Below are 22,721 nucleotides of genomic sequence, written 5' to 3' on the forward strand. Positions count from 1 at the left end.
CCAAAAAAGGGGCAAAGATGCCGTCCAGCGCGCGTCAAAGTGGCGCGGCCAGGATAAGGGAAGGCATCATGCTTAAGGAATTCAAGGATTTCATCGCCAAAGGCAATGTCATGGACATGGCCGTTGGTATCATCGTCGGGGCGGCCTTTACCGCCATCGTAAAGTCTATGGTCGGCGACCTGCTGAACCCGATCATCGGCCTGATTGTCGGCGGTATCGACTTCAACAACATGTTCGTTCTGCTGAGTGGCGAGGGTGAATACGCCTCGGTCGAAGCAGCGCGAGAAGGCGGCGCAGCGGTCTTTGCTTACGGCGCGTTCCTGACGGCCGTGATCAACTTCCTGATGGTTGCATTCGTCGTGTTCATGCTTGTGCGCTACGTCAATAAAGTGAAAGAGGCGTCTGCGAAGAAGGAAGAAGAAGCACCCGCAGAAGAGGCACCCAAGGGGCCGTCGCAGGAAGAGCTTCTGATCGAGATCCGCGATCTATTGGCTGCTCAGAAAGCCTGATGCAGAACGGGCGGCCCAAACGGGCCGCCCGAACTTTCATGCCGCCAATACCACTTGGTCGGCAGGGAGGAAATCAATGCCAAGCGACTGGCTGACCGCTTCATAAGTCAGTTTGCCCGCATGGATATTCAGCCCGTTCCGCAGATGCGGGTCTTCCAGACAAGCTTTGCGCCAGCCTTTATCGGCAATATCCAGCATGTAGGGCAGCGTGGCGTTGCCAAGCGCGATGGTCGAAGTCCGGGCAACGGCGCCAGGCATGTTGGCCACACAATAGTGCATGATGCCATCGACCTCGAAGATCGGATCGGCGTGTGTGGTGGCGCGAGAGGTCTCAAAGCATCCGCCTTGGTCGATCGCGACGTCTACAAGCGCTGCGCCGGGCTTCATATCCGCCAGTTGCGCGCGGCTGATCAGTTTGGGTGCTGCGGCCCCCGGGATCAGAACAGCGCCCACAACCATGTCAGCATCGGCAATCAGTTCTGCAGTGGCACCCGCTGTCGAATAGCGGTTTTTGAAGACATGCCCGAAGGTGTCATCCAGATACCGAAGGCGCGGCAGCGACCGATCCAGAACGGTAACATCTGCGCCCATTCCCGCAGCGATACGGGCTGCGTGGGTGCCGACAACACCACCACCGATCACGACGACCTTGGCAGGGCCAACGCCCGGAACGCCACCCATTAGAACGCCGCGACCTCCATTGGCCTTTTGCAGGGTCCAAGCGCCAACCTGCGGGGCAAGACGGCCTGCGACCTCGGACATGGGTGCGAGCAGAGGAAGCCCGCCTTTGGCATCGGTAACGGTTTCATAGGCGATGGCGGTACAGCCCGAGGCAAGAAGGTCGTGGGTCTGATCGGGGTCCGGGGCGAGGTGAAGATAGGTGAACAGAACCTGACCCTCGCGCAGCATCTTGCGCTCGCTGGCTTGGGGTTCTTTGACCTTCACGATCATGTCGGCCTGTGCAAAGACCTCTGCCGCGGTTTCGATGATCTTGGCACCCGCCGCCAGATAGTCGTCGTTGCTAAAGCCCGAGCCGTCACCGGCGCCGGTTTCCACGATAACCTGATGACCATGGGCGATGGCCTCGCGCGCTGCGTTCGGGGTAAGCCCGACGCGAAACTCTTGTGGTTTGATCTCTTTCGGGCATCCGATTTTCATGGGGTCCTCCTCTTCGCCGTAGTCCCAGTTTGGCGGAGGTTTCGATGAATTGTTTGCCTATTTCTTGTTTGAGTTAGTATAAAATTCGAATAATCTTCGATGAATTCGTAAAACTGAAAAAGAAAATCGTTCATGTTCTCTCTCGACGATACAGACCTTCGAATCCTGACCGCACTTCAGCGCGAGGGCCGCTTGTCCAACGCTGATTTGTCCGAGCGGGTGAACCTGTCGCCCTCGGCCTGCCACAGGCGGGTTAAGCGGCTAGAGGATGAAGGCTTTATTCGTGACTATGTCGCGCTGGTGGACTCGCGAAAGGTCGGTCGGCCGACAACCGTCTTTGTCGAGATCACCCTTTCGGGGCAGGCTGACGAATTGCTGGACGCGTTTGAGCGGGAAGTTGCCCGCATTCCGGATGTCCTGGAATGCCATCTGATGGCCGGGAAGTTCGATTATCTGCTGAAGGTCGTGGCGCGGGATGGTGATGACTTTGCCCAGATCCACCGCCGATCGCTTGCACGCCTGCCGGGGGTGGCCCAGATGCAGTCCAGCTTTGCCTTACGGACGGTCTTCAAAACAACAGCGCTGCCGGTCTGACATGAAACCTTCAATCAGGCTTGATATCGCCCCACGGTGCACAGAAGGAAAAACAAGATGATGGCAGACGGTGAAAAGGACTGGCTAGAGGCAGAGCTTGAAGACACTCTGGACGAGGACTTCGAGCTAGAGATGAGCGATCCGATGCTGTCGCAGGAGATTCGCAAGATCTATCGCGCCAAGCATCCTGACATGCTGGACCGCCGCACATATTTCACCAACCTTCTGCGCCTGCAGGGCGAGCTGATCAAACTTCAGGATTGGGTTGAACACACCAACGCCAAGGTTCTGGTGATTATGGAGGGCCGCGACAGCGCCGGGAAGGGCGGTGTGATCAAACGGATCACGCAACGCCTTAATCCCCGGGTTGCTCGAGTGGTGGCCTTGCCTGCGCCGTCTCGTCGTGAACAAAGCCAGTGGTACTTTCAGCGCTATGTCCCGCACCTGCCTGCGGGCGGAGAGATCGTTCTGTTCGACCGTTCCTGGTACAACCGCGCCGGGGTTGAACGCGTCATGGGCTTTGCCGACGAAGAACAGGTCGAGCAGTTCTTTCAGGACGTTCCGGAATTTGAACGCATGTTGGTTCGGTCGGGAATCATCCTACTGAAATACTGGTTTTCGATCAGCGATGAGGAACAGCAGCTGCGATTCCTTATGCGCATCCATGACCCGATGAAGCAGTGGAAACTGTCACCGATGGACTTGGAAAGCCGTGTCCGGTGGGAGGAATACACCAAGGCCAAAGAGGACATGTTCGCCCGCACCAATATCCCTGAAGCGCCATGGTACATCGTCGAAGGCAACGACAAGAAGCGAGAGCGCCTGAACTGTATCGAGCATCTCTTGTCCCAGATCCCCTACACCGACATCCCGCATGAAAAGGTAACGCTGCCCGAACGCCGCTATAACCCGGACTACGAGCGTAAGGTCCTGCCGGATAAGCTTTATGTTCCCAAAATCTACTGACCTAAGCGCGGGGCAGGAACATAAAGAACTGGGCGCGCCGCGCTGACGTTTTGTGGGCACTCGGTTTGCGCGAAAGAGGCCTTATTTACTTGGGAAATTGCCTTGGTTCCAAGCGACGGCTTGGGCCTCAAGGCGCTATGTTTTGTTCTAAAGCTTTAGTTGACGTTGCGTACAATTCCTCTCGCAACATTTCCTAAACCTTGTTTTTTAAAGAACTTTGTCGAACACTGTGTCTCATCAACAATAAAAACAACCGACATGGGAGAAATCATGAGAACCGCAACGAGAGCTATTCTTGCGACGACAGTCGCTATGCTTGCCTTGCCAGCAAGCGCAGAAACCCTGCGATGGGCAAGTGCCGGTGACGCGCTGACACTGGACCCGCATTCGCAGAACGAAGGCCAGACTCATACGATTCGCCACCAGATGTACGACGCGCTGATCATTCGCGACGTAACCGGTGCGTTTGAACCGTCGCTGGCCACTGACTGGGGCCCGAAGGCCGATGACCCGAATGTTTGGGTCTTCAATCTTCGCCAAGGCGTCAAGTTCCACAACGGCAATGACTTCACTGCCGAAGACGTGGTGTTCAGCTACAACCGTGCGAAAACCCCGACCTCGGACATGAAAGAGCTGATCAACTCGGTCGTCGAAGTCCGCGCTGTGGATGACTACACCGTCGAGATGGTCACCGATGGCCCGAACCCGATCCTGCCGGCGAACCTGACCGACCTGTTCATCATGGACAAGGACTGGACCGAAGAAAACAACACCGTCAAAGTTCAGGACTTTGAGGGCGGCGAGATCACCTATGCCACGACGAACGTCAACGGCACGGGTGCTTACAAGCTGGTCAGCCGCGAGCCGGACGTAAAAACCGTGATGGTTCGCAACGATGACTATTGGGGCCGTGATCAGTTCCCGATGGCCTATTCGGACATCGTTCATACTCCGATCCAAAACGCTGCAACCCGCGTTGCCGCGCTTCTGTCGGGCGAAATCAACTTCCTGCAGGACGTGCCGGTGCAAGACCTTGAGCGTGTCTCTTCGGCGGATGGCCTTGTGGTCAAAACCGCTCCGCAGAACCGGGTTATCTTCTTCGGTATGAACCAAGGCGCGGATGATCTTGAAGCCGACAATGTCGACGGGAAGAACCCGCTGGCTGACGTCCGCGTACGCCGTGCGATGTCGATGGCCATCAACCGTGATGCGATCAAACAGGTCGTCATGCGCGGCCAGTCGCAGCCTGCTGGCATGATTGCGCCTCCGTTCGTGAACGGCTGGACCGCAGCGATGGACGGCGAAAGCAAGACCGACCTTGCAGCAGCCAAGGCTCTGATGGCCGAAGCAGGCTATGGCGACGGATTCTCGATCCGTCTGGACTGCCCGAATGACCGCTACATCAACGATGAGGGCATCTGTCAGGCGGCTGTCGGTATGCTGGGTCAGATCGGTATCACTGTGAACCTGGATGCAATTCCGAAAGCGCAGCACTTCCCGAAGATCACCGAAGGCAAGACCGACTTCTACATGCTGGGTTGGGGCGTTCCGACGTATGACTCGGAATATATCTTCAACTTCCTTGTCCACGGTCGTGAAGACAGCATCGGTACCTGGAACGGTACTGGCTTCGACAATGACGAGCTTGATGCAAAGATCAAATCGCTGGCGTCGAACACCAATCTGGAACAGCGTAATGCAGACATCGCCGACATTTGGCGTGTTGTGCAGGACGAGCAGCTGTACATCCCGATCCATCACCAAGTCCTGAACTGGGCCATGGGTGACAACGTCGGGATCGAAGTTGATCCGGAAAACCAGCCGATGATCAAGCACGCGACTGTCAACTAAGACAATCGGCCGTAAGGCTTGTGACCAACAAGGCGTCCGATGCTTTCGGGCGCCTTTTTCATGCGCGAATTCCTAAAGGCCGAAGCCCGTCCGGCACGAAAGCTGAACAAGTTGGGCCGTGGCAATCGAGAGGTCATTCCGGTCCGCACGTGGACCTGCTTTTGCCGATGTTCGCCCAAGCTTTGACTTGGGGTGCGCTCAGCGACATTGGGTTGACGCGACGTCCCCAGACCTTTTTCATCTTGCGCAGGGGGGGCATTAACTGATCTTTTAGCAGGATGCTCCTCGGACTACCCCGGGGAGGTTCACTGACCTCTTCCCGAGGTCGCGGGAGGGCCACGAACAGTATGCTTGCCTTTATTATCCGGCGCGTTGGGCAATCTATCCTCGTTCTGCTGATCGTGGGTTTGGTTGCCTTTTCGATGTTCCGCTTTGTTGGCGATCCGATCGACAACATGCTGGGACAAGAGCGCACGATCGAAGATGTAGAGCGTCTGCGGACGCAGCTGGGCCTCGATCAGCCTTTCCCGGTTCAGTACTTCAAATTCTTGGAAGGCGCGGTGCAGGGTAATTTTGGCGTCAGCTATCGTCAGGGTCGCCCCGTAGCCGAGATCCTTATGGAGCGCGCACCCGCCACGCTGGAGCTTGCCGCAGTCTCAGGTTTGCTTGCGATCATTGCGGGTATCGCGCTTGGGGTCTTCACCGCGATCCGACGAAACGGCTTTGCGGCACATACGATCATGGCGGCCTCTTTGGTCGGGGTGTCCCTGCCAACCTTCTTAATCGGGATCTTGTTGATCTATCTGTTCTCGGTCGAGCTTGGCTGGCTCCCCTCATTCGGTAGGGGGGAAACTGTCAGCATAGGCGACTGGTGGACTACCGGGTTTCTGACCCAAAGCGGGATCAAGGCACTGATCCTGCCTGCCATTACCCTTGGCCTGTACCAGATGACGCTGATCATGCGCCTTGTCAGGTCCGAGATGCTGGAAGTGCTGCGACAGGACTATATCCGGTTTGCCCGCGCCCGCGGTCTGCGGGATCGGGTGGTGAACTTCCGCCATGCGTTGAAAAACACGATGGTCCCGGTGGTTACCGTGATCGGTCTTCAACTTGGGTCGATCATTGCTTTTGCCATCATTACCGAGACCGTGTTCCAGTGGCCCGGCGTTGGCCTGCTGTTCATCAACGCGATCCAGTTTGTCGACATCCCGGTGATGGCTGCCTACCTGATGCTGATTTCCGTCATGTTTGTCGGCATCAACCTGATCGTTGATATCCTTTATGTCTTCATTGACCCCCGGCTTCGGGTTGACCGGAAAGGAGGGCATTGATGTCTGACGCCCAAATGACCACGCGCGCCAAGGACAAAAGCCGTTGGGAACGCTTTCGCGAAAGCGACTTCTTCTATGCGTTCAAACGCTCTCCGATCGCGCTGGTGTCCTTCACCGTCGTGTGCATCCTTGTCCTGTCCGCGGTATTTGCTCCGCTGATCGCGCCGACCAACCCGTTTGATCCGGCAAGCCTGAACCTGATGAACGGCTTCACCGCCCCGATGGAGCCCAATGCCTTTACGCAGGAAACCTTCCTGATGGGCACGGATGATCAGGGCCGCGATGTGTTTTCCACCATCCTCTACGGGATGCGGATTTCGTTGTTTGTCGGGGTATCTGCCGTTCTGTTCGCGATGGTCCTGGGCATTATTCTGGGCCTGATTGCGGGCTATTTCGGGGGATGGGCCGAAACGATCATCATGCGCTTTGCCGACGTTCAGCTGACCTTCCCGTCTATCCTTGTGGCGATGCTGATCTTTGGTATCGCCAAGGGCTTCACCCCGGTCGAATACCGGGACCAGATGGCAATCTGGGTTCTGATCCTTGCCATCGGTTTGTCTGACTGGGTGCAATTCGCCCGCGTCGTGCGTGGCGCGACACTGGTTGAGAAAAGTAAAGACTACGTCGCTGCCGCGCGTCTGATCGGTCGCAGCCCTTGGGCCATCATGATCAAGCACATTTTGCCAAATGCGCTGTCGCCGGTGCTGGTGATCGCGACGATCTCTTTGGCACTTGCGATTATCGCCGAGGCTACCCTGTCTTTCCTTGGTGTGGGCGCCCCGCCGACCCAACCGTCTTTGGGAACGCTTATTCGGATCGGGCAGGGCTTCCTGTTCTCGGGCGAATGGTGGATCCTGTTCTTCCCGGCCTGCACCCTTCTGGCGTTGGCCCTAAGCGTCAATTTGTTGGGCGACTGGCTTCGTGACGCGCTGAATCCGAGGCTCCGTTGACCACTCCTGTCCTTTCCATCCGCAACCTTTCGGTCGAAATTCCAACCCGCCAAGGGATCGTGAAGCCTGTCGATGGCGTGAGCTACGACATTTCCGAAGGCGAGATTCTGGGTGTCGTCGGTGAAAGCGGCGCAGGCAAGTCGATGGCCGGTAATGCCGTGATTGGGCTGCTGAACGCACCGGCCCATATCTCGGGTGGTGAGATCTGGCTGAATGGCGTGCGCATCGACCCGCTGAAGGGCGAGGAGATGCGCAAGCTGCGCGGCAAAGAGATCGGGATGATCTTTCAGGACCCTCTGACATCGCTGAACCCATTGCTGACCGTCGGTGATCAGTTGGCAGAGACGATGCTGACCCATCTTCCCATTTCCCGGAAAGAGGCCGCCGAGCGCGCCGTTGCCGCTTTGGAAGAAGTGGGGATTCCAGGTGCTGCAGAACGGATCGACAGTTATCCGCATGAGTTCTCCGGCGGTATGCGGCAGCGGGTGGTCATTGCCCTTGCGCTATGTGCCGAACCTAGCCTTGTCATCGCTGACGAGCCGACAACCGCGCTGGATGTGTCGGTTCAGGCGCAGATCATCTCGCTTTTGAAGCGGCTGTGCCGAGAGCGTGGAACCGCGGTCATGCTGATCACCCACGATATGGGCGTGATTGCCGAGGCCGCCGATCGTGTCGCCGTGATGTATGCTGGCCGTTTGGCGGAACTTGGCAATGTCCGGGATGTTTTGACACAACCGCGACACCCCTACACGCATGGGCTTATGGCCTCGACCCCGCTGGCATCCGAGGGGCAAAAACGGTTGCACCAAATCCCCGGCGCAATGCCGCGCCTTCAGCACATGCCCAATGGCTGTGCCTTTCATCCCAGATGTCCCAAAGTTCAAAAAAGATGCAGTCACGACCCGCTGCCGCCGATGGCCGAAGGCCGCGCGGCGTGCTGGTCGCCACTGCTTGCGGAGGCGGTTGAATGAACGCCTATGTCACCATCAAAGCGCTGACCCGGGTGTTTGACGTCTCAAAACCTTGGTTGAACCGTATTCTCGAACGTCGTGGCAAGGCCTTGCTGACCGCCGTATCCAACGTGGATTTCCAAATCGAAGAACGGACCACCTATGCCCTTGTCGGTGAAAGCGGGTCCGGTAAATCGACCATTGGGCGGATGTTGGTCGGGCTTTTGGACCCGTCCGAAGGGGACGTGCAGGTCGATGGCGTCAACCTTGCCACCGAAGCAGACGCCGCCAAGGTTGCCAAGGTGCGGTCACACATCCAGATGATCTTTCAGGATCCTTATGCCTCTCTCAATCCAAGATGGCGGGTCCGCGATATCATTGCAGAACCCGTAGCCTCTAAAGGCGGAGAGACCGAAGGTCTGGCAGAACGGCTGTTGGAACAAGTGGGTCTTCACCCCTCGGACGCGGGCAAGTTCCCGCACGAGTTTTCGGGCGGTCAGCGCCAACGGATTTGTATCGCGCGCGCCTTGGCGTCCGAACCCCGGCTGATCGTCTGCGACGAGCCGACCTCGGCCCTAGACGTTTCGGTTCAGGCGCAGGTTCTGAACCTGATGAGCGACCTGAAAGAAGAGTTGGGGCTGACCTATCTTCTGATCACGCACGACCTGACAGTTGTGCGTCACATGGCTGATCGGATTGGCGTGCTTTATCTGGGTCGTCTTGTGGAAGAAGCAGATCCGCAGTCCCTTTTTGACGCGCCCAAGCACCCCTACACGCAAATGCTTTTGGATGCCGCGCCGCGAATGGATGGCTTCGGCCGCGAAGTGCCGCCGCCTCAGGGGGAAATCCCCGATCCTATTGATCCGCCATCGGGGTGTGCCTTCCATCCGCGATGCCCGATCGCCGAAGACATTTGCCGCCAAGAACGCCCCGAAATGAAAGCTTTGGGAAAAGGGCGGGTTGCCTGCCACCTGGCGCGTTAAGGATGGCGCCCAGGGCGAGTTCTATGCGGGCCTTAGGATAGGCCGACCTTCTGCCTTCAGGCCCCTCTCGGCAAGGGGCCGAACTCCAATTCACGCAACCGTAAAAGGGATGCGCAAAGCCTGATCGTTCAGCCCTGAATCGAAAGCCCGGAATTTGGCCCGACTATGGGCAGCATGGTTTCTGACAGCCAACGCGACCGGGTACTTGGCATGGTCGCCGCTGCCGTATCCGAAGGCGCGCAGGTGATCACTGGGGGCCGCAAGCCCAATCGTCAGGGCGCGTTCATGGAGCCTACGGTTCTTGAGGTCACCTCTGACATGGCCATCGCCAAGGAAGAGGTCTTTGGCCCAGTCCTTTCGGTCGTGCCCTTCCGCTACAATGCACAGGCGATACAGATCGCCAACGCTACCGACTACGGTCTGGTGGCGGGTGTTTTTACCCGCAATCTGGATTATTCAACAGGGGCCGCTCGCCAATTGCGCGCTGGCCAGATATTTGTGAATGAGTGGTTCGCAGGCGAGGTCGAAACCCCGTTCGGCGGCTACGGGAAGTCCGGATACGGTCGTGAAAAGGGGCGCGAGGCATTGTGGAACTACGTCCAGACCAAGAACATCGCCATCAAACTGGGAGGCCAGCCATGAGCACTTTTGACGAAGACCTTTTCCTGAAAGGACTGGAACAGCGGAAATCCACCCTTGGGGCTGAATATGTAGAGAAAAATTTGGCCGCTGCAGATGATTTCACCCGCCCATTCCAAGAGGCGATGACAGCTTGGTGCTGGGGCTTTGGCTGGGGGGACGAGGTGATCGACGCCAAGACTCGCTCTATGATGAATCTTTCGATGATCGGTGCCTTGGGCAAGATGCATGAATGGGAGCTTCACTGCCGAGGGGCCATTAACAACGGCGTCACCCCCGAAGAAATCCGGGCGATCATCCATGTGATCGGAATCTACTGCGGTGTTCCGCAGGCCCTTGAATGCTTTCGCGCTGCACGCAAGGTTTTGGAGGAAGGCTAGCGCCTTTAGCCCGATGCGTAATTCCGTCCTTGGATGAGATCAGAATTTCGAGCCCCATCGCGGATGCGCATCGTCGATGACCAACGTGTGAGAGTGGTGCCTCTCTCCATTCAGATGGGGATGATCCAGTGGGAGGTTTTCGTGGGTGTGCTCCACGGTGTCAGACGTTCCTGATGGCCACATGCGCATTGCAAAGACAACTCCGATCAACCCAAGACCTGCCAAGGATAAAGCAGTCGGCGCCGTGCCAAACGTTGTCATAAGCCATCCCGACAGCGGGTAGGTAATCAGCCAGCAGACATGTGAAAGAGCAAACTGCGCCGCGAAAACAGCTGGGCGGTCCTCGGGATGAGCAGAGCGTCGAAGCAAGCGGCCCGACGGCGTCAGAACGGCTGCATAGCCAAGACCGATGACCAGCCAGAAAGCCAAGAGGCTGGGCCAAGAAAGGCCTGCGCCCAGTTTGACGCCCACCATTGCAACCAGTGATCCGATCATGACCCATCCACCCGTCAGCATTACAGGCCGGTCGGGCAGGCGATCCAGCAAACGTGGCAGGGCCAGCGCCGCGACCATGCTTCCAGCTCCGAACGCGAACATGGCCCATGCCAGCGCAGTTTCGCCTAGCCCAAGTTGGCCGCGCACCAGAACGACAGAGTTTACCAGAACCATTGCCCCCGCGCTTGCGGCGGTAAGGTTCAAGGCCAGAAGGCCCCGCAGGCGCGGTGTTGCAAGGTAAATGCGGATCCCCCGCGTTGTGCGGTCATATATGCCGCGTCGTTCGGTGGCCTTCGGACTTGGCAAGAGGACCGAGACCACCAAAAGTGCCGAAGCGGCAAAGCCGATTACGGTCCCGAAGAAGAGCATATTGAAGCTCATGACCGCCAAAAGCAGGGCGGCGAGTGTTGGCGAGACGATGTTCTCAAGATCATAAGCAAGCCGCGACAGGGACAAGGCGCGGGTATACTTTGCTTCGTCGGGCAGGACATCGGGGATAGTGGCCTGAAACGTCGGGGTGAATGCGGCAGAAGCCGATTGCAGCAAGAAGATCAGAACATAGACCTGCCAAACCTCGGCGACGAACGGAAGGCAGAAAGCAGCGCCCGCGCGGACCAGATCAAGGGTCACCAGCAGAGCGCGCCGATTGATACGGTCGGCAAAAGCTCCGGCGATCGGGGCGATGCCAACATAGGCAACCATCTTGATGGTGAAGACGGTACCAAGGACCATGGCGGCACCATCTTGCGCAAGGTCATAGGCGAGCAGTCCAAGCGCCACGGTCGCAAGCCCTGTTCCCAAAAGGGCGAAGACTTGGGCTAGGAAAAGATGTCGATAAGTACGGTCAAATAGGACTTCGAGCATGGTGATCTCAATAATAGCAGACCGTTCAAGATAGTCTTCACGACGTGAACCACTCGGCGACCGATCGACTGAGCCTCTGTAAAAAGAGTTTTGGGCCGTCCAGATGTGAATACAGTTGGTTCAATGACGTTAGCTGATAGGCGATGCCTGTCGTGTTTATGTCCGCGACGGGTGGCACCAAAGCGCCGTTCCTGCGTAGACTCGAATAATCGCCGGAGGGGCATACAGATCGCGGACCAATGGTCCGCGATCTATTTGTTTGATCCTTAGTAAATCGGTGCAGAACCTATGGCCGACACGCAACCTCTTGAGAACTGATCTCTTTGTTTAAAAGAAGCGCGTCCGGATCAAGGTCGAAGCGCAGAACACCAAGCTCACAACTCTGGGCGAGTGTTTCAGCAGCGAAACCGACGTTCTCTCTAATTCTATCGGCTTCTGCCCAGCTGACCCCGGAACTCTCCCTTAACCAGTTCCAAGTCGGTCCATCATTCGTCAAGTCAGCCGCCAAAGCATGCAAACTGCGGTAGGTATCTGCGTCGAAGTGGCGAACCCGGGCAAGCATACCAGTCATGAATGCATCATTCTGGTATTCCACTTTCACGGCGGCATCGTTGTCATTCAGGGCAAGGCGCGATACCGGCATCGCATCTTCCGGAACTGCCCCGTCACCTGGCTCGTGATTGTCCTCCTTCGCCCACTGAACGGCACCTTCGGAAACCCATGCGTAATAGTCGCTACGGTCGATGTTACCGGGCCGGTCCTTTTGAGAGAGGATGAAATCAAGCAGCGTCGTTTCAGCCAATTCTCTCGCCCAATAGGCTACTTGGGCAGTCGATAGACCGTCTGGCATTGTTTCAAAGGCAGGCGGCACGGCGCGCTCTATCCCGATCTTCGCGGCCTCGTCCAATGGGGCATCAATCATCAGTGTGATATAGCCTGGTGTCAGCATGAAATGCCGCATTTCCTCGACATCTCCGAGACCGTCGTCTTCAATGCCATTCACTTCTTCATCAAAGCCGCTGCCTTGGGCATGGAGAAGGGTGCCATACGCGCGCAAACCGTCCTCTAACAGAATATCCGCGGCAGTTCCGTAGCCTCCTTCCTTCGAGTAGCTCTCTGGATCGCGAATTGCGTCTACGATGGCTTGCCAGGCAGCATTGACCTTTTGGGTTCGCAAACTGCCAGCGGTGAAATGCGCCCCGCCTAGAGCGACTTCTCCAAGCAGTACCTGCTGGTCCATCGAACGCCAGACAGCAGGTGCCACTTCGACGTTCATGTTCAGGTAGCGAGACAGATGATAGTAGAGGATCGGCGCAGGCGCATAAGCAGCGCTTGTCCCCGGTTGGTTCATAGTGAACTTGAGACGGGCGAGTTCACGGGTGGCGACGTAGCGGGCAGCTTTTCCGCCCGCGCAGATATCTTCCTGAAACTTACGTCGCTCGCCTTCCAATTTGCTCCCCACGAGATCGTACAAGACGACCGAAGGGCTGGTGGACCAGATCTTTGGGCAGATCCCAATGTCCATGCTATAGAGGTCCATCGCACACAGCGCTTCTTCCTGCGCAATATCCTCGTCAGTATAGGTCGCGCCGGGCATCGGGCTGGTGCGAATGCATTGCTCGCTGACCCCAAACCAACTGCTGAACTCGCTCACGGTGCCCGTGACGTTGGAGCCCGCTTCGGCAATGTTGGCGATGCCTAAAGCAAACGAACAAAGGACAAGTGGCCGTAAACTTTTCATGGGAACCCTCCTGAATAATCTTGTTCTTAAGGTGTAACTTTTACGCTGCTTTGGCTGCGTCACCATGATTTGGATCAACGCAAGAGCGGGCAAATACAGCGACCAAGTTGCTTGAAAGGGGGCAATATGCGAGGGCGGTGTTGCTGATTTCGCCACGGGCCATAAGCGCCTTTGGCCAAGTAGGTGCCGACAAATTTGCGCGTCTCAAAGCCGAGCGGTGTTTTCTTGGGGAAGATGGGTTTTGTTGGGCGCCTTTGAAAGGGAACGACAGCAGTGGAGAGGCGCCATCGGCGGGAAATCACCTACCGGCCGACGCAGATTTGCCCGATTTCCGCTGCATAATGTCCCTCACAGGGTTTTCCGATTGCGCAGTGATTGGTGCGCGTCCGATAGCAGTTCGAATGTTTCTGATAACTGAATCGAGATTAAAGCGAGGGACACTATGTTGAATATTGTACGCCGCGCAGCGGCCATCTCGGCTGCTTTGCTGTCAAGTTTTGTTTCGGCCCAGGCTCAGGACAAGGCAACGTCTTGGGCTCAGTTCGGGGATCGTGAAGTCGTCGTGTTGGCTGCGTCCGAGCCGAAGCCGTATGATGCCTTCTTGGCTGAACTTCGCCACATGGAATCGCGTGGGAACTACCGCGCTGTGAATACCCTGAATTTCCTCGGGGCCTATCAGTTTGGCGAAGCTGCGCTGATTGATCTTGGATACGTTCGTCGGGATAGAAATATATCCGACAACAACTTCGGCGGTGGGTTCACAGGCAAGGACGGTATCCGATCGGTGAACGACTTCCTCAACAACCCAAGAGTTCAAGACAAAGCCGCCCGGAATTGGGTCAAACTGATGTGGCACTACATCGAGTCCGAAGGTCTTCATCGCTATGCGTGGACGCGTACGGGCGATGTGGTTCTTACACCAAGCGGAATGCTGGGTGCCACGCATCTGCTTGGGACTGGCGGGCTGCGCAAATTCATCAAGTCAGGCGGCAGCCGGAAAATCGTCGATCCGTACGGCACACCGATCTACAGGTATGTCAGAACCCTTGCTGGTTATGAAATTCCGTTTGCACCTAAAAGGCCGGCTAAGCTGGCATCGCTGAACTAACGTCCGCTTTTCCACTAGGTAACAAACGTGTTGCCGATTGAAACGGGTACCCGAGGGCGTGCTGCTCGGAGCTTCGCTCGCCCTCTATTCAAGCATTCTCGCGACTGCGGATAATATGATGCCGTTGGTATTCAGGTCCGAATAATTCTCCATCGGAGAGAGGTCGCGCGCAAACAATCCAGCCGAGAAGCCTTGTTCTTGAATGCGTGCCTTTTCCTGCATGAGTTCCCGAAGTTTCGTTGAGTACGGGTGTGGAAACAGGGCTTCCCACAAGTAAGCCGACTTTGTGCTAAGCACTTCTGCTTTGCGTTTGAAGTCTTCTGTCTGATACGTCCGATCTTTGGCCAAGGTCAGGAGCGTCCACGCGTCTTCCGCAGCTCGATCTACGCGAAGACCGTTGTAAATGAACCAAGGCGCAAAATTCAGGGGGCTCTCGGAAACGCATTTGAATTCACCAGTGTCTTCAAACCACGACAGCTGGGCGTCGAAAAGAAGCTCGGCCAGATATTGAATGGCGGGATCCGCGCCGGTTTCCAGAATATCTAGAAGCATCGGTTCTGTGCCATAGGCCCCGATGTCACCGGCCGCGAATACTAGCGCCATTAGATCGTCGGTGCTGGGGTCATCAGGTATTGGCGGCAATGCGCGCTCTACTTCAAAACCCCAACGCTGATACCCTCGCCGCACGTAGGCATTGCAGTGAGAGTTGGTAACGTCATGGAAGCGACCGCTTCCGAAGTTATAAAGCCGCCCATCTTGGACAGCTGCCGAAAGATCCCACTGATTGATGCATTCCTCGGCAGCATCCCTGCTGATGGCGCCGGTATCTACGGCGACCGACAAGGCGTTCAAGAACCGCCCAGTATCGCAGGAATCGAAGCCCAACTCTTGGGCCCTCAGGCTAGAGGCATGAAAGAAGCTGGGAGGAAGTTTGTGTCCACCCAAGGATGTCACTGGAAGATTGGAAAGGATGCCCTCTATTCGATCTGTCACCTCTGCCTGATCGATGAGGCCGCTTGACCCGGCCCCGAGGGTGCCCAGTATCTGGCTCGCGACATCCCACATAGTTATGCTGTCATCCCTCGATCCTCCTGGAGCAAGGTCTACGGTGCCAGGGCACAGACCTGTTCGCGGGTCAGAGTGAGTCAGGATAAAGTTCCATGCGATGCGGGCATCATCCAACAGCGACGCTCTGGCTTCTGAATCCAGCGTCTGCGCTCTAGGAGGATCCAGAGCCATCCTTTCCCGATGGGACCAGACCCGATCCAATGCAGGCGGCGGTGTCAGAAGCTCGGTCGCCAACCTTTCCACTGAAAGAACACCGGTTCGATTGAGTGAGGAATAGGCGTCGAGATCTGCCAACACTTTACGACGTTGAATTGGCGTTCGAATGTCATCTGAGCGCAAGACTAGGGAGCGGTCTGAAAACGGATCCACGCGGAGGACATCGGTAAGCCCGCCTTGTGGCCAAAACTCTGTGGTGATCTGAAAAACTCCGTCGGCGCGCAGACCGGTCCAGCCACCTTCAGTATCTGGATTCAGAAGTGCGACACGATCACCGATCTCGGAAATCGCATCTTCGGCGGACGATCGACACTGAAATTTAGATAGGCTGGGTTCTGCTTGCTCGCGCGGATCGCAATCCCAGTAGTCGTTGTTTGTTCGACCTGCAAGGCCGGGATCCACAAGGCTAAGCGACCAACCCCGCGCGCTGAACTGGTTCATAATCTCTTTGATCGGAGCAGTTGGATTCTTTGCATCGGGGGTCTCCAGAATAAGGCCCAGACGGCTGGTGATCCCTCGCCCGTGTTGAAGGAGATAGTCAGATGGGAGAGTCACAAAGGCACGCCCTTGCCAGAACGCGTCCGACAAGGCGGTTGCCCATTCTTTCTGCTTGGACTTCGTGTAGAGGTCGAAGAGGGAAAATCTGAAGACACTGGCTGACGAGTGAGCGCGGGCGAAGATTGCACTTGGCGCGTCCTCCGCCCGAATTCGGATCCCTCCACGGATGTCCAGCAATCCACCATCCTGAGCATTGAAGACAGGGGCGGTTTGTTCTTCATCGTCCTGCAGAGAAATCAGGATACGAAATCCAGCATCACGGAACGCAAAGGGATCGACGCTGGCCGGATCATTCCGCACGTCACAACAGCGCAAAGGCAATTCTGTCGGCCAGCCTCTTTCAGAAAGTGAGCGACGTAACTCTGACGCCGCTCTTGTTTGAAAATATCGCCGTTCCCCCGGGTCTTTGGTCAGCACTGTCGCGCATTCAAGAAGCCCCTTGTTCGCCGATACAAGCTCAGAGATCGCTTGCACCTGTTCCGCTGACAGTGCGGGGTCCAAGGCAAGTAGAACCGGCACATGCCGTTCTGTGAAAGCGCCGACGGCCTCGATCATGTCTGCCGCTGACAGGGCGCTGTGATCGACATCAATCTGCACGATCCAAGTCTGCGCTTGCTGCGCGGTCGCCCGCCCCGCCGGTAGCGCAAGTGTTGAGCCTATAACACCTTGGATAACTGCACGGCGTGAGATCATGTTGCGAAGCCCCGCCCTTGCATCAGCGTCCGCCTTTTCATCAGGTTATCCACAGGATATCACTTCCTCGTCAACTCATCGACTGATTGATATATAGATAAGAATGAACGCCAAGGCTTTGAGAAGGTCAATAGAGCCAGATGTCACAACGCATCCAGCGGGAACCGCCTGAGCCAAAGCTGATCTTCAGCGATCCGAAGGGAAGGCGCGCCCGTTTGTTGGCCTTTCTCTTGCTCGCATTTGTGGTTGCGTTAGCCGTTTTAGCAAGCAGCTTTACCGCTCGCATCGAGAGGCTTCAGGCGCCGATTTCGGTCCTTCCGAACATTTTAGAAGTTTCGGCAGAAAAGCACCCGACACGCGATCTAAGAAGCCGGGTGCTTTCGTCAGGCGATGCACCGGAGTGCGATGTCACAGGGGAAACAGCCCGTCCCGTCTCGGCGTTTGTTCCCGCAGCTGATGAAACCGCTCTTTCGGGACTAAGGCAGAACTGCGCGTTTTTTTCAGAGGTGTTCTACGGGGCCGCAGTTCTGGGCCGAAAACCCGAGACTGACGAACCAACATTCGGTGCCTTCCCCGCGTGGGAAATTCGGTCTGAAGATCACGCGATGCGCGGTCCTGAAAGGTGGCCGTTTCTTTCGCCGGAAGTCGGTGTTGTCGAAGATGAGTTGGCGAAAATGCTGGCGGGGGAGGTGGATGAAATCATTCAGGCGGCTCTGCCGAACCCTGAAGCTGCGAAGGCGAGTGGCGTCTCAGGTGTGTGTCTAGACCTAAGCGGGTTTGGGAACATTTCCCCTTCGCTTGTGCTCAGTGCGCTCGGCGTTTTGGAGCAACACCTAGATCGTTCTGGCCTAGGCCAGTGTTTGATCGGCCCCTCCGAAGCGGCCTTTCTAAGGGACCCGGATATTCTGGCGACAGTCGATATCGCCGTTGCCGTTCTTATTGATGCAAAGACTTCTCCGACCGTTGCCCCGGCGACTGGCGCGTGGATTGTTAAACAAGTCGGCGAACTCCACGAGGCCGCGAAGACTGGAAAGCTTAGGTTTGCGATTTCGGCGGCGGGCATATCCTGGGAAGGCGGTCAGAGGCGCTCTTCACGGGTTTCCTATGCGGTGGCTATGGATCAGGCAGCAACCTACAGCTCTCCACCAACGTTTGACGCCAAAGCTAGCTCTATGATGGTCAGGTTTATCGATGTGGAAGGACGACCAAACCAGATTTGGCTTCCAGATGCGGTGACTATGTCTGAGGCGCTCAAGGCAATCCCCGAGAGTATTCCCGTCGTCATTTGGCCTATAGGCTATGAGGACCCGACCCTTTGGGAGGTTTTCTTGGATGGGTCTGCCAAGCCGCCTGAAACTGTCTCTCTTGGAGAGCAGGTAATCGAAACAGTTGAAGACGGCATATTTGTTTCGACAAGTGAGGGGCGATTGGGCGTCCGCCGATTTGAAGCGGCGATCAGTCCCGAAGTGGGGCTGAGCGCCCTGTCATACGACATAATCCCCAAGGCGCCTTGGCTCTCTGAAATCGCTAATGTCTCGCTTCCCAGTCTTACCCTAACTTTTGATGGCCTGGGTGATCTCGACGATTTTGACAGCGTTCTGAATGCCTTGTCGGGGGCTGAGGTGAAAGCGACTTTCTTGCTTGGCCTTGAGGACACCTTGTTGCGAAGCGATCGTATCACCCGGCTCTTGGAGGAGGGGCACGAAATCGGGCTGTTGGCCGAGGGAGACATAGATGGCGATGGTCTTGTAAGCGGTCTGGACCGGTTTTCCTTCGACCTTTCCCAACATGCGTTGCACCACCATACGGGCACTCTTCCGGTGTTGGTTCGGCACCCAAGCCGATCGCCGCTTGCCGTAAGTCGGGTCGCAGAACTGGCGGTCGCGAGAGAGCTTCAGAAACAGGGGCGCCTTGCTTTGCCCACGGGCATCTCTGCGCCATATGGCCAATATGACCCGAGAGCGTTCCACGAAGTGGTGCTGGCGGCTGTCCTGTCGCAGCCCTTTGGCATCGTTCGATTTGACTTCTCAAGCGGAAATTCGAAATCGGTTTCAGATAGCTTCAAGACCACCTTGGACCTTTTTCTTGCTGAAGGCATCCAGATCCTTTCGATGCCAGAGGTTGTCGAAACCGATGCGCAACGGCTGCACGCTTATACTGATGCCCAGCCCGACATTCTGGATAAGGTGGTTTATGGATCGCTTCGTTTTTCCTGGAATTCGTTTGAAGACTTCTTTCTCATTCTGGCTCTGATCGTCCTCATTCGGGCCCCGATCCAGATCGTTCTCGCGTTAATCTGGCGAAACAGGTACCCGGTGGAGCCCAACTACAAACCGGAAGTCACGGTTGTTGTTCCCGCATTCAACGAAGAACAGGTGATCGCGCGCACAATTGCATCAATACTGGACTCTACCTATCGCCATTTGAAGGTTTTGGTCGTCGACGACGGGTCTGCAGATCATACCGCGGGAATCGTGGAAGAACTTGTTGCCAGCGATGAGCGTATCGAACTTATTCGCGAGACGAACCACGGCAAATGGTATGCAGAAGATATTGCCATAAATAACCTAGATAGCCCCATTTTCGTAGTTATTGACGCCGACACTCTGTTGCATCCGGACGCCATAGAATATCTGGTTCAGCCTTTCCGCGACCCCAAGGTCGGCGCTGTGGCCGGGACGGTCGAAGTTGGCAACCAGATGAACCTCATCACCAGGTGTCAGGCGGTCGAATATACCGTGAGCCAAGAGTTGATGCGCCGCGCCTATCAGGCTTTCAACGGAATTCTAGTGGTTCCCGGCGCAATCGGCGCTTGGCGTACGGACGCGGTGCGGGAAGCCGGTTTTGTGACAGGAGATACGATCACTGAAGATGCTGATCTGACTGTCGCGGTAAACCGTGCGAATTACCGCGTTGTGTATCAGCCAGATGCCCTGTCCTACACCGAAGTGCCGGAAACACTTCGGCAATTCATGAAGCAGCGCCTTCGCTGGTCTCTTGGCATTCTACAGGTTTCTTGGAAGCATAAGCGCGCCATACTTGAGGGCAGGGGCATCGGACTGATTTCGATCGTCGAGTCCCTTTGGTATCGATTGGTTTCAGGTGTCGTGTACCCGCTTCTGGACCTCTTGCTTGTTGGACTGCTCCTTCAATCCGTCTTCGCTTTTGCGCTGGGCGTTCAACCAATAGCTTTCGGTTTTTCGTTCGAGTTCTATCTAGCGATTGCCGCCCATGTTTTTCTGGATGTAGTGAATCTGATCTTTGCTTTTTGGTTTAAAAGGCGGTGGGATTGGTCGCTTTTGCTGATTTCGCCGCTAATGCGTCTTGGCTTCGTCCAACTCCTGTACATCTCTTCCTTCCGAGCCCTCTATCATGCCGTCACGGGCAAACTCGACGTTTGGGAAAAGATTTTCCGGACGGGAAAGGCGAAGATGCCACGTAAACCTCAGGCCCCACCGATAGCTCGAAAAACAAACTGAAACTTGTTTGCAATGAACCTCAAAAATGGCGAGGGCTAAGACCACCAGAAGGCCAAACAAAGTCAAGTTCACTCCTGGGTCAGGATGCATCGAGCCGTCCGACCTGCGGTAAGCGGTGACGCAGTGTGAAATCCGAGTTTCCTTGCAAGGGCCTTCAGTCAATCGCCCGTCTTGCCGATTCTTTGCTGTTCCTTTCAGGAGTTCTCACACTTCTAGAAGCAACTGCAGGTGCACCTGAATCCGAAGCGCTAGAAAATCGATGCCAGCCACGGCTCTGGCCACGCTTGTGATACCAGCAGGTCAAAGACCAAAAATATCACGGCGCTGGTGCCTGCCATCGACAAAAGAGTGGCCCAAGGGGACTGAACCTTAAACCAAATCCCAGCAAGGCCGATAAATAGAGCGGGGCCAATCAAGTGTCCAAATGTAAGAATTGTAAGTGAGAGGCATAGGACACCGGATAAAAAGGTTAAGTCCGACTTTTTCAACAGCCTTTCACTTGCGGTCTTGGCGCTGCGGTTTAGAAGATGCGAACTGATCACAAACACGCCGCCAGTGAGCATGAGTGCGCAGACGGCGGCTGGAAATAACGCTGCGGCGAATGGCATGCGGAATGTAGTAAAAAGCCCATAAACAGCGATCCCTGTAAGTATGAGGGCAAAGAAAAAATCTGCGCGTAGGTGATGCCTTGGTTCAGAAGTGTTTCTGGCGATGCGCCACCCTTTCATTTGCCGAAACAGAGCCGCTGCAGTCAGTGACAAAAGCAAGACAACAAGCGGCTGCGTGACCCAGTCCCAACCCGAAACCTGATAGGTCAGGAAAAAGAAGCGTTCGAGGCTTGGGCCAAGCACGAAGCCAAGCACGAACGCTGGCCGAGGCCAGGTTAGTCGGCGCATAAAAATTCCAAGAAGACCAAAGGCAAACAGAATTAAGAAATCGGAACCCGCCTTGCCATGTTGAAATGCGCCAAGGAGGACGAAGACCAAAACTAGCGGAACCAGAACCTCGGCCTTGGTTTGTGCCAAGCGCGCGAGTTGGCGGGTCGCACCAAGGCAGAATGCCGCGCCTATGACATTGGCAATTGCCAATGTCAGTATCATTGCAATCATCAGCTGTGAGTTTTGCTCTAACATCTGTGGGCCAGGCTCTAGCCCATAGATTGTGAAGGCACCTAATAGAATGGCCATGGTCGCAGACCCGGGGATGCCGAAAGCCAGGGTTGGGACTAATGCCCCCCCTTCTTTGGCATTGTTGGCACTTTCGGGAGCGATGACGCCGCGAATGTTGCCGTCGCCAAAGGGGCCGCCTGCGCCGGGGCGGCGTGCAGCATGACCATAAGCGACCCAGTCTATGACAGAGCCTCCGATCCCGGGAATGGCCCCGAGAATAGCACCGATCCCACTGCAACGCAGGACCAAGGGCCAGTTTGCAACGGTGTCTTTGAAGCCCCTTATGATGTCAGTGCGTTTGGGGGGAACGTCTTCGATCTGAATACGCCCTCTCGCAAGGAGTGCTGTTAGCTCTGCCAAGCCAAAGAGCCCCAGAAAGACAGTCGCCATGGGAAGCCCATCCCAAAGGTAGATACTTCCGAAGGTCCAGCGTTCCGAACTTTCAAAGGGGTCAAGTCCGATGAATGACAATAGCGCCCCGAGCAACGCTGCAATAATTCCCTTGCCAGGATTTCGACCGGACAACAAAGCGACAAGCGTGAGACCGAAAATCGAAATCGCAAGCAAGTCTCCGAAATTCAAAGACAGAATGAGAGGCCGCATTAGTGGCAAAACCATTGCCAGAGCCAAAGCCCCGAAAAGCCCTCCGATCAAAGAAGAGAGGTACGCAGCTCCAAAAGCTCGGGTTGCCTGCCCTTTCTTGGCAAGCGCGTGACCATCAAGAACGGTTGCCGCAGACCCAACAGTGCCTGGGATGCCAAGTAAGACCGCAGGGATCGTATCAGATGTTGTTGTGACGGCGGCCATCCCCAACATCAGGGCCATCGCAGAAACAGGGTCGAGGCTATAGGTTACGGGAATAAGGATCGTCAGTCCGAAAGGCCCCCCGAGGCCCGGAATAACCCCAACGATCAAACCCAAGCAGACACCAAGTACAAGCAATAGAAACCGCGTCGGTTCCAGCAAGTCGGTTACTGCACTAAAAAGCAGATCCATTGCTATGAATCCGGGTTGGGTGT

General features: G+C 56.1%; 18 protein-coding genes. 13 read left to right on the forward strand and 5 right to left on the reverse strand.

Features of this window, described 5'->3' with window-relative positions:
* The first annotated feature begins 68 nt into the window (after positions 1-68).
* Positions 69-509, forward strand: a complete 441-nt coding sequence (gene mscL, locus CLM58_RS04575) for a large conductance mechanosensitive channel protein MscL (protein ID WP_095594840.1) — start codon at positions 69-71, stop codon at positions 507-509.
* 36 nt (positions 510-545) lie between these two features.
* On the opposite strand, the gene ald is transcribed toward mscL, so the two are convergent.
* On the reverse strand, positions 546-1,667 hold the full coding sequence (gene ald, locus CLM58_RS04580) for an alanine dehydrogenase (protein WP_095594691.1): 1,122 nt from the start codon (positions 1,665-1,667) through the stop codon (positions 546-548).
* Positions 1,668-1,799: 132 nt separating this feature from the next.
* Here ald and CLM58_RS04585 point away from each other — a divergent pair, with 132 nt between their 5' ends.
* The 10 genes from CLM58_RS04585 to CLM58_RS04625 all read left to right on the forward strand — a co-directional run bounded on the left by CLM58_RS04585 (position 1,800) and on the right by CLM58_RS04625 (position 10,311).
* Positions 1,800-2,261 carry an Lrp/AsnC family transcriptional regulator gene (locus CLM58_RS04585; RefSeq protein WP_095594692.1) on the forward strand — a complete coding sequence of 154 codons (462 nt, stop codon included), beginning with the start codon at positions 1,800-1,802 and terminating at the stop codon, positions 2,259-2,261.
* A gap of 57 nt (positions 2,262-2,318) precedes the next feature.
* Positions 2,319-3,227, forward strand: coding sequence for a polyphosphate kinase 2 (gene ppk2, locus CLM58_RS04590; RefSeq protein ID WP_095594693.1), 909 nt, complete (start codon positions 2,319-2,321; stop codon positions 3,225-3,227).
* A gap of 270 nt (positions 3,228-3,497) precedes the next feature.
* Positions 3,498-5,078, forward strand: a complete 1,581-nt coding sequence (locus CLM58_RS04595) for an ABC transporter substrate-binding protein (RefSeq protein WP_198950949.1) — start codon at positions 3,498-3,500, stop codon at positions 5,076-5,078.
* 60 nt (positions 5,079-5,138) lie between these two features.
* Complete coding sequence (locus CLM58_RS17405) at positions 5,139-5,264, forward strand: hypothetical protein (protein ID WP_269843633.1); 126 nt, start codon at positions 5,139-5,141, stop codon at positions 5,262-5,264.
* Positions 5,265-5,425: 161 nt separating this feature from the next.
* A complete protein-coding gene (locus CLM58_RS04600) occupies positions 5,426-6,409 on the forward strand; it encodes an ABC transporter permease (RefSeq protein WP_095594695.1) in 984 nt (327 codons plus the stop codon).
* Positions 6,409-7,359, forward strand: coding sequence for an ABC transporter permease (locus tag CLM58_RS04605; protein ID WP_095594696.1), 951 nt, complete (start codon positions 6,409-6,411; stop codon positions 7,357-7,359). The genes CLM58_RS04600 and CLM58_RS04605 overlap by 1 nt, the downstream gene beginning before the upstream one ends.
* Positions 7,356-8,330, forward strand: a complete 975-nt coding sequence (locus tag CLM58_RS04610; protein WP_095594697.1) for an ABC transporter ATP-binding protein — start codon at positions 7,356-7,358, stop codon at positions 8,328-8,330. Before CLM58_RS04605 ends, CLM58_RS04610 begins: the two co-directional genes overlap by 4 nt.
* Positions 8,327-9,292, forward strand: a complete 966-nt coding sequence (locus CLM58_RS04615) for an ABC transporter ATP-binding protein (protein WP_095594698.1) — start codon at positions 8,327-8,329, stop codon at positions 9,290-9,292. Before CLM58_RS04610 ends, CLM58_RS04615 begins: the two co-directional genes overlap by 4 nt.
* Positions 9,293-9,466: 174 nt before the next feature.
* Positions 9,467-9,934 (forward strand): aldehyde dehydrogenase family protein, encoded by a 468-nt coding sequence (locus tag CLM58_RS04620; protein WP_198950950.1) that lies wholly within the window; start codon positions 9,467-9,469, stop codon positions 9,932-9,934.
* Complete coding sequence (locus CLM58_RS04625) at positions 9,931-10,311, forward strand: carboxymuconolactone decarboxylase family protein (protein ID WP_095594700.1); 381 nt, start codon at positions 9,931-9,933, stop codon at positions 10,309-10,311. The genes CLM58_RS04620 and CLM58_RS04625 overlap by 4 nt, the downstream gene beginning before the upstream one ends.
* 39 nt (positions 10,312-10,350) lie before the next feature.
* Here CLM58_RS04625 and CLM58_RS04630 read toward each other — a convergent pair whose 3' ends face one another.
* Positions 10,351-11,670 (reverse strand): MFS transporter, encoded by a 1,320-nt coding sequence (locus CLM58_RS04630; protein WP_095594701.1) that lies wholly within the window; start codon positions 11,668-11,670, stop codon positions 10,351-10,353.
* Positions 11,671-11,956: 286 nt separating this feature from the next.
* The gene (locus CLM58_RS04635) at positions 11,957-13,411 is read right to left on the reverse strand and encodes a hypothetical protein (RefSeq protein WP_095594702.1); all 1,455 of its coding nucleotides are present in this window, start codon (positions 13,409-13,411) and stop codon (positions 11,957-11,959) included.
* Between the two features lie 442 nt (positions 13,412-13,853).
* On the opposite strand from CLM58_RS04635, the gene CLM58_RS04640 reads away from it, so the two are divergent.
* Positions 13,854-14,519, forward strand: coding sequence for a hypothetical protein (locus tag CLM58_RS04640; protein ID WP_095594703.1), 666 nt, complete (start codon positions 13,854-13,856; stop codon positions 14,517-14,519).
* A gap of 84 nt (positions 14,520-14,603) precedes the next feature.
* Here CLM58_RS04640 and CLM58_RS04645 read toward each other — a convergent pair whose 3' ends face one another.
* Positions 14,604-16,778 (reverse strand): DUF3131 domain-containing protein, encoded by a 2,175-nt coding sequence (locus CLM58_RS04645; RefSeq protein WP_158221851.1) that lies wholly within the window; start codon positions 16,776-16,778, stop codon positions 14,604-14,606.
* A gap of 881 nt (positions 16,779-17,659) precedes the next feature.
* On the opposite strand from CLM58_RS04645, the gene CLM58_RS04650 reads away from it, so the two are divergent.
* Positions 17,660-20,533 (forward strand): glycosyltransferase, encoded by a 2,874-nt coding sequence (locus tag CLM58_RS04650; RefSeq protein ID WP_158221852.1) that lies wholly within the window; start codon positions 17,660-17,662, stop codon positions 20,531-20,533.
* Positions 20,534-20,781: 248 nt separating this feature from the next.
* On the opposite strand, the gene CLM58_RS04655 is transcribed toward CLM58_RS04650, so the two are convergent.
* A complete protein-coding gene (locus CLM58_RS04655) occupies positions 20,782-22,698 on the reverse strand; it encodes a tripartite tricarboxylate transporter permease (RefSeq protein WP_095594706.1) in 1,917 nt (638 codons plus the stop codon).
* Between the last annotated feature and the right edge of the window lie 23 nt (positions 22,699-22,721).

The sequence above is a fragment of the Actibacterium pelagium genome (assembly GCF_002285415.1).
GTDB lineage: Bacteria > Pseudomonadota > Alphaproteobacteria > Rhodobacterales > Rhodobacteraceae > Actibacterium_B > Actibacterium_B pelagium.